The organism is Sphingomonas sandaracina (genome assembly GCF_036663695.1).
Taxonomy (GTDB): domain Bacteria; phylum Pseudomonadota; class Alphaproteobacteria; order Sphingomonadales; family Sphingomonadaceae; genus Sphingomonas.
The window spans coordinates 582,088-595,149 of record NZ_JAXOJK010000002.1 but is presented as its reverse complement, the minus strand read 5'-3'; the positions used below and the strand labels follow the sequence as shown (position 1 = coordinate 595,149).

The 13,062-nt window shown below is 65.3% G+C and carries 12 protein-coding genes; 4 read left to right on the top strand and 8 right to left on the bottom strand.

Annotated features, from left to right (window positions below; all coding sequences use genetic code 11):
• Positions 1-16 precede the first annotated feature (16 nt).
• The 5 genes from U1707_RS08095 to U1707_RS08075 all read right to left on the bottom strand — a co-directional run bounded on the left by U1707_RS08095 (position 17) and on the right by U1707_RS08075 (position 5,284).
• A complete protein-coding gene (locus U1707_RS08095; RefSeq protein WP_332799560.1) occupies positions 17-814 on the bottom strand; it encodes an SDR family NAD(P)-dependent oxidoreductase in 798 nt (265 codons plus the stop codon).
• Between the two features lie 15 nt (positions 815-829).
• Entirely contained in the window at positions 830-1,594 is a 765-nt protein-coding gene (locus tag U1707_RS08090; protein WP_332799559.1) for an SDR family oxidoreductase, read from the bottom strand.
• Between the two features lie 126 nt (positions 1,595-1,720).
• A complete protein-coding gene (locus U1707_RS08085; protein ID WP_332799798.1) occupies positions 1,721-2,764 on the bottom strand; it encodes a phosphotransferase family protein in 1,044 nt (347 codons plus the stop codon).
• Positions 2,765-2,781: 17 nt separating this feature from the next.
• Positions 2,782-3,864 carry a Zn-dependent alcohol dehydrogenase gene (locus tag U1707_RS08080; protein WP_332799558.1) on the bottom strand — a complete coding sequence of 361 codons (1,083 nt, stop codon included), beginning with the start codon at positions 3,862-3,864 and terminating at the stop codon, positions 2,782-2,784.
• A 136-nt stretch (positions 3,865-4,000) separates the two neighbouring features.
• On the bottom strand, positions 4,001-5,284 hold the full coding sequence (locus tag U1707_RS08075) for an acyl-CoA dehydrogenase family protein (RefSeq protein ID WP_332799557.1): 1,284 nt from the start codon (positions 5,282-5,284) through the stop codon (positions 4,001-4,003).
• A gap of 156 nt (positions 5,285-5,440) precedes the next feature.
• Between U1707_RS08075 and U1707_RS08070 the strand changes: the two genes are divergently transcribed.
• On the top strand, positions 5,441-6,685 hold the full coding sequence (locus U1707_RS08070) for a TetR/AcrR family transcriptional regulator (RefSeq protein WP_332799556.1): 1,245 nt from the start codon (positions 5,441-5,443) through the stop codon (positions 6,683-6,685).
• 96 nt (positions 6,686-6,781) lie between these two features.
• On the top strand, positions 6,782-7,186 hold the full coding sequence (locus tag U1707_RS08065; RefSeq protein ID WP_332799555.1) for a hypothetical protein: 405 nt from the start codon (positions 6,782-6,784) through the stop codon (positions 7,184-7,186).
• An 84-nt stretch (positions 7,187-7,270) separates the two neighbouring features.
• On the opposite strand, the gene U1707_RS08060 is transcribed toward U1707_RS08065, so the two are convergent.
• The 3 genes from U1707_RS08060 to U1707_RS08050 form a co-directional block, all read right to left on the bottom strand.
• Complete coding sequence (locus U1707_RS08060; RefSeq protein ID WP_332799554.1) at positions 7,271-8,587, bottom strand: spinster family MFS transporter; 1,317 nt, start codon at positions 8,585-8,587, stop codon at positions 7,271-7,273.
• A 440-nt stretch (positions 8,588-9,027) separates the two neighbouring features.
• Positions 9,028-9,783 carry a hypothetical protein gene (locus U1707_RS08055; protein ID WP_332799553.1) on the bottom strand — a complete coding sequence of 252 codons (756 nt, stop codon included), beginning with the start codon at positions 9,781-9,783 and terminating at the stop codon, positions 9,028-9,030.
• Positions 9,784-9,896: 113 nt separating this feature from the next.
• A complete protein-coding gene (locus U1707_RS08050; RefSeq protein ID WP_332799552.1) occupies positions 9,897-10,604 on the bottom strand; it encodes a glutathione S-transferase family protein in 708 nt (235 codons plus the stop codon).
• Between U1707_RS08050 and U1707_RS08045 the strand changes: the two genes are divergently transcribed.
• Both U1707_RS08045 and U1707_RS08040 read left to right on the top strand, forming a co-directional pair.
• Entirely contained in the window at positions 10,585-12,183 is a 1,599-nt protein-coding gene (locus tag U1707_RS08045) for a class I adenylate-forming enzyme family protein (protein ID WP_332799551.1), read from the top strand. The two genes, U1707_RS08050 and U1707_RS08045, sit on opposite strands and share 20 nt — an antisense overlap.
• Positions 12,184-12,276: 93 nt before the next feature.
• The gene (locus tag U1707_RS08040; protein WP_332799550.1) at positions 12,277-13,053 is read left to right on the top strand and encodes a thioesterase family protein; all 777 of its coding nucleotides are present in this window, start codon (positions 12,277-12,279) and stop codon (positions 13,051-13,053) included.
• The last annotated feature ends 9 nt before the right edge of the window (positions 13,054-13,062 follow it).

Here is a 13,062-nt window from a genome sequence, read left to right as displayed (position 1 = left end):
GCGTTACGATCGCAAGTCAGGCAGCGGTCTTGCCGTATTCCTGGCGCGTGACTGGGTGGCTGGAGGAGAGGCCGCCGTCGACAGCGATGGCCTGGCCGTTGACGTAGCTGGCGTCATCCGATGCCAGGAACAGCGCGACCTTGGCGAGTTCCTCGGGCTGCGCGCCGCGGTGGAGGGGGTTGAGGCGGCCGACGCGATCCATCTTGTTCGCCTCGCGCGCGTAATCGAAAACAGGTTTGGTCATGCCGGTTTCGGTGAGGCCGGGGCAGATCGCGTTGACGCGGACGTTGGAACCGGTGAGCTGTTGCGCGGAGACGGCGGCAAGGTTGATGACGCCGGCCTTCGACGCGGAATAGGCAGGCGAGCCGGCGCCGGAGCGTATGCCGGCGACGCTGGCGGTGAGGACGATCGCCCCCTTTCCCCGCTCCGCGATGCGGGGAGCGGCATGCTTGATCGCGAGGAACGGACCGATCAGGTTGACGCGCAACACTTCGGTGATGAGCGCAACGTCGGTGTCGAACAGGTTCGCCATGCCGCCGGAGATACCCGCATTGGCGAACATCACGTCGAGTCCGCCGAAGCTGTCGCACGCGAGCGCGATCGTGCGGATCACGTCCTCTTCGAGCCCGGCGTCGATGCGGATCGCCTTAGCCGTGCCGCCAGCCTGCGCGATGAGGTGCGCGGTTTCGTCCGCGCCCTCGGTCTTGTCGGCGACGACGACCCTGCCCCCTTCGCTCGCGAACAGGAGCGCGGCGGCACGGCCTATGCCGGAGCCTGCGCCGGTGACGATGATCGACTTGTTCTCGAAACGCATGAAGGTTCCTCCCGATTAGATCGTGACGCCGCCGTCGATGACCATCGTCTGGCCGGTCATGAACGCGCTGGCCTGCGACGCGAGGAAGACGACCGCGCCCGCGATCTCTTCCGGCTCGCCAATTCGGCGTAGCGGCACGCTGGTGTTCGCTGCCTCGATCCGTTGCGGGTCCTCCCACAGAGCGCGCGCGAAGTCGGTCTTGATCAGGCCCGGCGCGATGCAGTTCACGCGGACGTTGGATGGGCCGAACTCGACGGCGAGGTTGCGCGCGAGCTGCATGTCGGCGGCCTTGCTGATGCAATAGGCGCCGATCACCGGCGAGCCGCGCAGGCCGCCGATCGAGGAGATGATGATTATGCTGCCGCTGCGGCGCTCCAGCATCTCGGGCGCGACCATCTGGATCAGCCAGTGGTTGGAGACGATGTTGTTGTCGAGGATCTTCCGGAACTGGTCGTCGGCGATGCCGGCTTGAGGCCCGTAATAAGGGTTCGAGGCGGCGTTGCAGACGAGGATGTCGATGCGGCCGAACTTGGCTCGGGTCTCGTCTACCAGATGCTGGAGGCCGGCCTTGTCGGAGATGTTGGCGGCGACGGCTATCGCCGTGCCTTCGCCATGCTTGGCGTTGAGTTCCGCCGCGACGGTGTCACACGCGTCCGGCTTGCGGCTGGATATCACGATCTTCGCGCCGTGTTCCGCCAGTTCGCGCGCGGAGGCGAGGCCGATGCCGCGCGATGATCCCGTGACGATGGCAACCATACCGGTCAGGTCGTATTGCGACATCTTCTACTGCTCCCCTCCCGCATGCGGGAGGGGTCGGGGGTGGGCGCCCGGCCATCCACAAACGGCATCGTTTACGGCGAGCGCGAGCCCACCCCTAGCCCCTCCCGCATGCGGGAGGGGGATGAATTACGCCCCAGCCTTCACCGCGAACCCCCACGCCGCATCCGCCAGCCCGTGGATCTTCGCGACCGTCTTCTCCGCCTGCGCGCTCGACGCGGTGCCGTCGATGATGCGCTTCTTGATGCCCTGGACGATGCCGGTCAGGCGGAAGAGGTTGTAGGCGAAATACCAGTTCAGATCAGGCACGCCGTCGCGACCGGTGGCGGCGCAATAGCGTTCGACGACCTGCTCGATCGTCGGAATGCCCGTCTCCGGCCCGGTCATGCCAAGCACGCCCGAGCGCCCTTCGGGTTCGGTCACCCAGCTCATCAGCAGATACGAGAAGTCCGCCAGCGGATCGCCCAGCGTCGACAATTCCCAGTCGAGCACCGCGATGACCTTCGGCTCAGATGGCGCGAAGATCATGTTGTCGATGCGGTAGTCGCCGTGGACGATCGACGTCCGCGTCTGCTCGGGGAGCGTTCTCGGCAACCATTCGATCAGGCGTTCAACCGAGTCCATGTGCTCGGTCTCGGCAGCGCGATATTGCTTGGTCCAGCGGCCGACCTGGCGCTCGAAATAATTGCCGGGCTTGCCGTAGTCGCCGAGCCCTGCCGCCGCATAATCGGTGTTGTGGAGCGCGGCGAGCGTGTCGACCATCGCTTCGTAATGCGCGGTGCGCTCGGGCGGAGTCGCGCCGGGCATGGCGCCGTCCCAGATCGTCCGGCCCTCGACCATTTCCATGACGTAGAAGGCCGAGCCGATCACGGCTCCGTCTTCGCAGAGACCGTAGGGTCGCGGGACGGGAAAGCCGGTCGGGTGGAGCCCGGCGATCACGCGGTACTCGCGATCAACGGCGTGCGCGCTCGGCAGGATCGGGCCGAACGGTTTGCGGCGCAGCACGTACGCGCGCGCCGGCGTGTCGAGGCGGTAGGTCGGGTTCGACTGCCCGCCTGCGAACTTCGCGTAGGTGAGCGGCCCGGCATAGCCCGGCACGTTGGCCGTCATCCACGCGCCGAGTGTGTCGAGGTCGAGGCGGTCCTTGTCGCCGACTTCGATCGTGCCGACCATGCTTGTCGAGGCGTCGCTCACGAGAAGGTGATCACGCTGCGGGTCGTGTCGCCGCGCCGTAGCTCGTCGAACGCGTCGTTGATCCGTTCCAGCGGCATCCGGTCGGCGATGATCGTGTCGAGATCGAGCAGCCCGCGCATGTAGAAATCGACCAGTCGTGGGATGTCGACCGGGAAGCGGTTCGAGCCCATGAAACCGCCCTGCAACCGCTTGCCCGACAGCAGATCGAGCGCGGACAGCCCAACCTTCTCGCCGAGCGGCATCATCCCGAGGATCGTCGCGGTGCCGCCGCGACGCAGCACCTTCACCGCGGTTGCGGCGGATTGCGCGCGACCAACGGCCTCGATCGCGTGATGCACGCCACCCTTGGTGATCGCGACGACCTCGTCCGCAGCGGTGTCGGACAGCGCATCGATGCTGTGGGTGGCGCCGAGCTTCTCCGCCATCGCGCGCTTCTCGGGGACAGGATCGAGCGCGATGATCTTGCCCGCGCCGGCGATCTTGGCCGCGTTGACCGCCGCGAGCCCGATGCCGCCGCAGCCGACCACGCACACCGTCTCGCCCGGCGTCACGTCGGTTGTGTTGAACACGGCACCAGCCCCGGTGGTGATCGCGCAGCCGAGTAGCGCCGCGCGGTCCATCGGCATGTCGCGGTCGATCGCGACGCACGCGTGTTCGTGGACCAGCATCATCTCGGCATAGGCGGATAAATTCAGCATCTGCGCGATCGGCCGGTCGCCGAGCATCAGGCGCGGCGCTGCCCCTTTCGGACGGCGTACGCTGGCATCGATGCAGAGCGACATCCGGCCAGTGACGCAGAACTCGCATTGGCCGCAGAATGCCGAAAGGCAGGTCACGACATGGTCACCGACCTTCACGCCGCGCACTTCATCGCCGATCGCCTCGACCACGCCGCAAGCCTCGTGCCCCGGGATCGTCGGCATCGCGTGTGGATAGGCGCCGTCGACGAAATGAAGGTCTGACCGGCACACGCCGACCGCGACCGTGCGGATCAGCACTTCGTGTGCCATCGGCTTCGAGACGGTGACGTCCTCGATGCTGAGCGGGGTGTTGGCGTCGAAAAGGACTGCGGCTTTCATAGGTGGGTCTGGCTCCGGAATTAGGTGGCGGAGGATCGATAATTCCGTTCGTCCTGAGCGTAGTCGAAGGACATTGCCCCAAGCAGGCCGGTCCTTCGACTTCGCTCAGGACGAACGGAAGGGGGGCGGTATGGGTCTAGCGGCTAACTCCGACGTCCCCGCTGGACACGCCACCCTTGCGGAAGTCGCCGTATTTCCCGAACTCGTTGCGCGCGATCGAGCGGTTGTGGACTTCGTCCGGACCATCCGCGAACCGCAGGGTGCGCATCGCCGCCCAGTCATGCGCCAACCGGAAATCGCCCGAGACACCGCCGCCGCCATGCGCCTGGATCGCGTCGTCGAGGATGCGCAACGCCATGTTAGGCGCGGCCACCTTGATCATCGAAATCTCGATCTGCGCGGACTTGTTGCCCGCATTGTCCATCATGTCCGCCGCCTTGAGGCACAGCAGGCGCGTCATCTCGATGTCGATCCGCGCAGTCGCGATCCGCTCCTCCCACACCGAGAAGTCGGCGATCCGCTTGCCGAACGCGACCCGGTCGAGCAGCCGCCGGGCCATCGCCTCGATCGCGGTCTCCGCCACGCCGATGGTACGCATGCAGTGATGAATACGACCCGGCCCGAGCCGCCCCTGCGCGATCTCGAACCCGCGCCCCTCGCCGAGCAGCACGTTCTCGACCGGCACGCGGACATTCTCCAGCACCACTTCGCCATGCCCGTGCGGTGCGTGGTCATAGCCATACACGGACAGCATCCGCTTGATCGTCACGCCGGGCGTGTCCATTGGCACGAGGATCTGGCTCTGCTGCTGGTGCCGCGATCCCTCGAAGCTCGTCTTGCCCATGACGATTGCGATCTTGCAGCGCGGATCGCCCACGCCGCTCGACCACCACTTCGTGCCGTTGATGACGTAATGATCGCCGTCGCGCACCATCGACGTCTCGATGTTGGTCGCATCCGACGACGCCACCGCAGGCTCGGTCATCAGGAACGCCGAGCGGATCTCGCCACGCATCAGCGGCCCGAGATACGCCTCCTTCTGTTCGCGCGTGCCATAGCGGTGAAACACCTCCATGTTGCCGGTATCGGGCGCCGAACAGTTGAAGCATTCGCTCGCCCACGCGACCTTGCCCATCTCCTCCGCGCATAACGCATATTCGAGATTGGTGAGCTGCGTGCCTTCGAATTCGAACGAATCGTCGACGTGCGTCTGCCCGGAATGCGGCGGCATGAAGAAATTCCAGAGACCCGCCGCCTTGGCCTTCTCCTTCATCTCCTCGATCACCGGAATCACCTTCCAGCGTTCGCCTTCATGCGCTTGCTGGTCGTAATCGGCCTGTCGTGGGCGGATGTTCTGGTCGATGAAATCCCGGACCCGATCCCGGAAATACGTCTCTCGTTCGCTGAAGCTGAAATCCATGCGGGCTCTCCATTCGTCATCGCTTTGGAGGCGGGGTAGACCATACCGCGTATTCGGTAAAGCGTGTGGAGGGCGCCGGAAAGCATGTTTTCAAGTCCGCCCCGAAAACGCCTAAAAAGCACTGTATCTTCAAATCGAAGCTGATAGGGTGTTTCGATGAAGGTTCCGGCAGAGGCCAGCGACGAGAGCGAACAGGGCACCAAGCGCTTCCGTGCGAAGCGTGACGCGATCCTCGCCGCGGCGGCAGAAGCGATCAACGAACAGAGTGCTAAGGGCATGACGTTCGCGGACGTGGCGCGGCGCGTCGGGCTCAACACGACCAGCGTTACCTATTATTTCAAGCGCAAGGAAGACCTCGCGGCAGCGGCGTTCGAGAACACGCTCGATTCACTCGTGGCGATGCTCGATGCCGCGATGGAAGAGGCGACGCCCGAGGAGCGCGTGCGGCGCTATCTCGCGCTCAACATGGCCCGTCTTGGGCGTATCCAGCGCGGCGAGGAGAAGGCGTTCGCGGTCCTTTCCGATCTTCGCGCCACCGAGGAGCCGATGCGCGGCCGGCTGATGGCCGGCTGGCGCGAGGTGTTCCGCCGCACGCGGCTGTTGTGGGGCCCGACATCGTCGCGTGCGCAGACCGATCTCAACGGCGCCCGCGCACATGTGCTGCTGGAAAACACGTTCTGGCTGCCGATCTGGCTGACCCGGTACGAGCCCGATCAGTACGGCCGCGTCGAGGAGCGCTTGATGGACGTGTTCGCGCACGGCATCGCAGGCAAGGACGCCACATGGTCGCCTACCCTGCTCGACCTCAGCCATGACGAGGCGGAGCCGGGGCGCGAAGCGTTCCTGCTCGCCGCGACGCGCCTGATCAACGAACTCGGCTATCGCGGCGCCTCGGTGCAGAAGATCGCGTCCGAGCTGAACGTGACCAAAGGCAGTTTCTACCACCATCTCGACGCGAAGGACGATCTCGTCATCGCGTGTTACCGCCGCAGCTTCGACACGATCGCCGATGCGCAGAGCCGTGGCGAGACCGAGGGCGGCAGTTACTGGCACAAGCTATCGAGCACCGTTGCGACGTTGCTCGACGTCCAGTTCGCCGAGCGTGGGCCGTTGTTGCGTACCACGGCGCTGAGCGGCCTGCCGGTCGGCGTGCGCAACGCGATGGTCGACCGCTCGAACGGGATCGCGCGGCGTTATGCGGGGATGATGATGGACGGGATCGGCGAAGGATCGATCCGCGCGGTCGATGCGCTGATCGCGGCGCAGGCGTTGATGGCGCTGCAGAATGCCGCGTTCGACATGCGCAAATGGGCGTCGACGATGCCGCGCGAGCGCGCGATCGCGATGTATGCCTCGACGCTGATGTTCGGCCTGTTCGACGACCGGATGGCGAAGCCCTGACCATTCCCCCAGACTGGCAAGCGTTCGAGGTCGTAACGGTTTGGTTACGCCGCGTTAACGGCTGAGGGTCGATCGCTGCGCCTCCAAGGAGGTTGCATGCATACGATCAGAACCGATCTCAAGACCGGCATTGTCGAAGTCGACGCGTCCGGATTCTGGACGATCGAGCATGTCGGAGCGTTCCTTCGCGATCTGGAGTGCGAGGGACGTCGGGTGCTGGCGACCGGTAAGCGCCACATGCTGCTGTGCAATTTTTCGAAGTCCGCGATCCAGCCGCAGGAGGTGATCGCGATGCTACAGCGCGTGGCGGTGTCGATGCCGCTGAAATCGCGCAAGGTGGCACTGTATACCGAAGGTAAGCTCGCGCGGTTGCAGATGAAGCGGATCGCATCGGTGCGTGACGACATGGCGGTGTTCGACGACCGGGCATCGGCGTTGGCGTGGATGCTGGCGGATGCGCCGGAAATCTCCGTGCGCATGCCTGCGGCGAGATCACGATAGCTCTATCACGTTACCGCCCTACGCTCCCCTCTCCCATTCAAGACAGGGAGAGGCGCGCAGAACCGCGACGGACGAGAATGGGAGTCACGCGCCAGCTTTGAAGCTGGCGTCCTCAGCGCGCTTCAGAAGAACCCCCGCGCGCCAATAATGGAACAGTGCCCAAGGGGTCATCAGGACGATGATCACCAATGCATACCGCAGCGAATCCTCGCCGAATGCCGGCTTCAACAGGTCGCTCAGCCAGCCGACCATCGTGGGCCCTAGACCCAGACCGACAAGGTTGATGACCAGCAACGTGATCGCCGCCCACATCGCCCGGATCTGCAACGGGGCGAGATGCTGAATGAGGGCGAAGCTCGGCCCGAGATAGGAATTGGCGAACAGCAGATAGACGAAATACCCGCCGATCGCGACGAAGGGCACGTCGATCAGGTAGAAGGCGAGCGCGAATGGCAGCGACAGCCCCTTCATCACCAACACCACCCAGCTCTGCACATGCAGCCCGTGCCGCTTGGCCATGACGTCGGCGATCTTGCCGCCCGCAAGCGCCGAGATCGCCCCGAAGAACGCACCCGGCAGTGCGATGTAGCGCGAGACGTCGAGCATCGACACGCCGAGCGAGCGCTGCATATAGCTCGGCCCCCAGCCGGTGAGCGCATAGCCGATCATCGACATCAGCGTGACGCCGACCACCAGATGGCGCGCCGGCGCGCTCGCCCACATCGACGCGAAACCTTGCGCGACGCTCGGCATCGGCGTTACGGACGTCACGCGTACCGCATCGGAAAGCCCGCGGCGGGGCTCGACCATGAACAGGCGGACGAGCACGGCAAGCGCGATCCCCGGCAGGCCGACGGTCATCATCGCGATTCGCCAGCCGTAGGAATGCGCAACGACGCCGCCGATCAGCGTACCGAACCCCGATCCAAGCACCACGCCGAGCGAATATACCGCCATCGCACTCGCGCGTTTCTCGGGCGGATACAGATCGGCGATGATCGAATGGCTCGGCGGGCTCGACCCCGCTTCGCCGATGCCGACGCCGATCCGGAACAGCATCAATTGCGTGAAGTTCTGGGCAAGTCCGCATAGCGCGGTCATCGCGCTCCAGATCGTCAGGCTCGCCGCGATGATGTTGCGCCGACTCGTTCGATCCGCCAGCCGCGCGACCGGGATGCCGAGCGTCGCATAGAATATCGCGAACACCAGTCCCGACAGCAATCCGAGCTGCGTGTCGGTCAGCACCAGGTCCGCCTTGATCCGCTCGAGCAGGATCGCCAGGATCTGGCGGTCCATATAGCTGAAGAAGTACGTGAAGGTGAGCAGCGCCAGCGTCAGGCCCCGTCGCTTCATTGCCAGCGCGTCGGCGATCTCGGGATGGGACTGATACGCTGTGGCCATCGACAATACCTCGAAATCGAAACTTGCCCTAAGCTAAGACATGAAAGGCGTACCAGACAAGCCAAAGCTGTAATCCCGGGCGAGTTGAGACGAGCCGACGCGATGGCGTTGCCGAGCGATATCGGCAAGACGAAGCGATCTTCTGCGATTTTGGATGAGGATGAAGTCTGGCGAGAAGGACGGCGGAAGATGCTTCCTTGTTCGGGTCGCTCTTCCGCCTTATCCCCTCTCCAACGTCTTGGCCGGGCTCACCTCCGCATCATCGATGGAGCGGAGCGTCCGGGCAATCTGAATACCGGGTATGCGGCCTCCTCGCATAGAAAACCGATCTTGCAAAGGATATTTTCGTACATCGACCGTCGTTCGCACGACAGTGCCTTGTGTGAGCGGTGGCCCGCCCAGCCGCGCCCCGGTTGCAGCGCACCGGCATCGCCGACGCTTCAGTCGCTGATCGTCCACCCCAGGCGCGGATCGCCGCCATGGACCGGTTGTGCGGCAGCGAGTCGCTGCGCGAAACTTCCCTCGGTGTAGACCGGCGTGACGTCGGCGCCCGTGAAGGCCGCGGCGTTTACGAAGCCGGGTGCGTTCGACCTGACGCGCACGAACGGGGCATTGCGCATGGTCGGTGCCGCAGGGGGTGGAACAAACCGCGCCATCCGTACGGTCGGGCGCACGATCGACGTTGCGGTGCCGGTGAAGGCGGTAAACTCCCTGCCCTCCTCGAAAATCGCGTGGCGACCGGTGATGAAGGCACCAGCGACGACCCCGCCGACCAGGATCGTGCCGAGCGTTTCGCCGGTACGCCCGTCCCCGGCCGCATGATAGCGACCGACGACCGGCACCGTGCGCCCGGCGACGTCGATCGACCGGAGTTCGATGTCGATCTTGCCCGACTTGCCAAACGCGCCCTTGCCGGTGCGATAGGTCACCGCTCCGGTGCCCGCCGCCCCGCGAGGAATTGCCACGACGCCGTCGACGATGACGTCGCGCGCCACGGAAACGGCAACCGGCTGCCCGACGCGCGCGCGGTCGGATCCGACCTGCTCGTCCAGCCTCAACAGCATTTCGGTATGCGCAGGGATGACGATCTGCGAAACCGGACCGTCCGACACCGCTACGATACCGGGCCGCACGTCTTCGGCGAGAGCGGCCGCCGGCAATGCACAAAGGGCCCCTATCAGTAACGCTGCTTTCATCGACACTTCCCCGACAGGTGCCATCACCCTGTCGACGAACTACGATGGCGATGACTGCAATCTCGTCAAACGAGTTGGTTAACCCCGTCCGTTCGCCTGCAAAAATCCTGAACCTACGCGTGCGCACTTGGCCGAGCGGACGCGCGGGCGTGCCATGCCCTGAGGTGCGCCGACGCGTCCGGCATCGCCACGCCGACGAACGCCGCGAAGTCGATCGTCGTGAGCAGGACGATGTCCGCGATCGTGTAACGCTCGCCATCAAGCCACTCGCGACCGTCCAGCGCATGATCGAACTCCGCCATGGCCGCGAGTACGCGTGGCCGCTGGCTTTCGCCGAAGTCGGTATATTGCGGCTTCACGATCCGCGCGGTCCAGGGGTGGGTATGTTGCCAGACCATCGACAGCGGCGTCATCAACCGCAGTTCGATCCGCCGCGTCCACATGTCGATCTCGGCGATGTTGTGCGCGCCGTGCCCGAACATCGGCGGTTCCGGGTGGAGCACTTCGAAATAGCGGCAGATCGCGACGCTCTCGGTCAGCACGCGGCCATCGTCGAACGCGAGTGCGGGCGTCTGGCCCAGCGCATTAACCGATAGAAAGGCTTCGGCCTTGTGTTCCGCCTTCGGGATCGAGACCTGCGCCATCGGCACGCGAATATGCTTTTCGGCGAGGAAGATGCGGACGCGGCGGGGGTTGGGCGCTGGCAACGCGCTATCGTAGAACAGCAACGGCGTCTCCTCGGCTTTGTTTTTCGAATATACCGTATGGCATTGCCGGACGCGTTCGCCTAGCGGTGCGCGGATGACGACTGCCGCAGACATGCTCGCCTCGGGCTTCGCCACCCTGCCCGATCTGATCCGCGCGCACGCGCTTGAACGGGGGGATCGCACCGCGGTAGCCGACGCGCAGGGCAGTATCGACTATCGGACGCTCGACGCGATGATGGACCGGGTCGCGACAGCGTTGCAACGCGACGGAGTGGCGCCGGGAACCGCGGTGGCAATCGTCGCGGCGCCGACGGCGGACTACACCGCCGCTTTCCTTGGTGCGGTACGCGCGGGGTGCGTCGCAACGCCGATCGCGCCGTCCGCTACGCCGGCGGCGATCGCGGCGATGATTGCCGATAGTGGCGCTCCGTTGGTGTTCCTCGACGGGGAGAATGCGCGGGCGCTGGCGGGACAAACGCTTTCAGCCCGCCCCATCATGTTCTCCCGCGAAGGCAGGAGCCCAGCCTGGACTCCCGCCTTCGCGGGAGAACAATCTTTTGGTTCATGGCTTGCACCCGATGGCGCCAAGCCAACCCCCATCGCAATCACCCCCGAAGACCCGTTCAACATCATCTATTCCTCCGGCACCACCGGCACGCCGAAGGGCATCGTCCAGAGCCAAGCGATGCGCTGGGCGCATATCTCGCGCAACACCGCCGCCGGGTTCGACACCGCGGTGACCATGATCGCCACCCCGCTCTACTCGAACACCACCCTTGTAAGCTTCCTGCCGACGCTCGGCTGGGGCGGGTCGGTGGTACTGATGAAGAAGTTCGAGGCGCGTGCCTATCTCGCACTCGCCGAGCGGTACCGCGCGACGCACACGATGCTGGTGCCGGTCCAGTACCAGCGGATCATGGCGTTGCCCGATTTCGGCGACTTCGACCTATCGGCGTTCCGCTTCAAGACCAGCACCAGCGCGCCCTTCTCCGCCGCGCTGAAGGCCGACGTGGTCTCGCGCTGGCCGGGCGTGCTCGTCGAATTCTATGGCATGACCGAGGGCGGCGCGAGTTGCGCACTGAACGCCACTGCCAATCCGACCAAGCTCCACACCGTCGGCCAGCCGATGCCGGGCCACGAGATCCGCCTGATCGACGACGACGGTACCGAAGTCGCGCCAGGCGATATGGGCGAAGTCGTCGGCCGCAGCCCGGCGATGATGAACGGCTATCACGGCCGATCGGAAGCAACGCGCGAGGCCGAATGGTATGACGCGGACGGCAACCGCTATATCCGCCACGGCGACGTCGGACGGTTCGACGAGGACGGTTTCCTGACGCTGATGGACCGGAAGAAGGACCTGATCATCTCGGGCGGGTTCAACATCTATCCGTCGGACCTGGAGGCGGTATTGGCGAAGCATCCGGCCGTCGCGGACTGTGCGGTGATCGGCGTGCCCTCCGAGGCGTGGGGCGAAACGCCGGTCGGCTTCTACGTCGCGCGAGACGGACGGACGGAGGACGCGCCCGCAATCCTTTCCTGGGCCAATGCGCAACTCGGCAAGACCCAGCGGCTGTCGGCACTCCACGTCGCCGACGAGCTCCCGCGCAGCGCGATCGGCAAGGTACTGAAGCGCGAACTCCGCGACCGGCTCAGCACGCCCCCGCCGTCCCAACTCACGCCGTCATCCTGACGAAAGTCAGGATCCAGAGTCACGAATGCTCCGATGCTTGACTCTGGATCCTGGGTCGAGCCCAGGATGACGGGGATGAAAGGTACGAGAACAATGACCAGTCTCAAACAGGCGATCGACGCGCTTGAGCCGACCGAAGGCGGCTGGCGTGGCACCGTGCCGGAGAGTTGGCTGCAGGGCCGCACGGCGTATGGCGGCTTCTCCGCCGCGCTCGCGCTCCATGCGGCGCAGAAGTCCGATGTCGACCTGCCCCCGCTGCGGTCCGCGCAGGTATCGTTCATCGGGCCGCTGTCGGGCGAGATCGTGATCCGCGCGAGCCGGTTGCGGCGCGGTCGCAACGCCGCGTTCGTCCAGGCGGATGTCGAGAGCGCGGCGGGGCTGGGCTTGCGCGCGACGTTCGTGTTCATGGGCGCGGTGGAGTCCCGCGTCGATCACCAGACCGGTCGCGCGCCCGACTTTCCGATGCCAGGGTCGGACACGCAGACCTTCCGCGGTAACAGCGCGGTGGTGTTCTCGCGCAATTTCGACATGCTCGACCGCCGCGACGACGGCGTCGGGCCCACCGAGTGGCTGCGCTGGGCGCGGCTGGTCGAGCGTGAAGGGCTCGATCCGATGGTCGAGCTGATCGCGCTCGCCGATTGCCTGCCGCCCGCCGCGTTGAAGCTGCTCGGCGGCCCCGCCCCGCTCAGTTCGATGACGTGGCTGCTCAACATCCTCGGGCCGCGGCCGGTGACGCGCGACGGCTGGTGGCTGCTGCGCGCGACCACCGATTACACGCGCGAGGGCAGCTCCAGCCAGCAGATGGCGATCTGGAACGCCGACGGCACGCCGATCGCCGAACAGATGCAGAGCGTCGCGATCTTCGCCTGACGCCAGCGG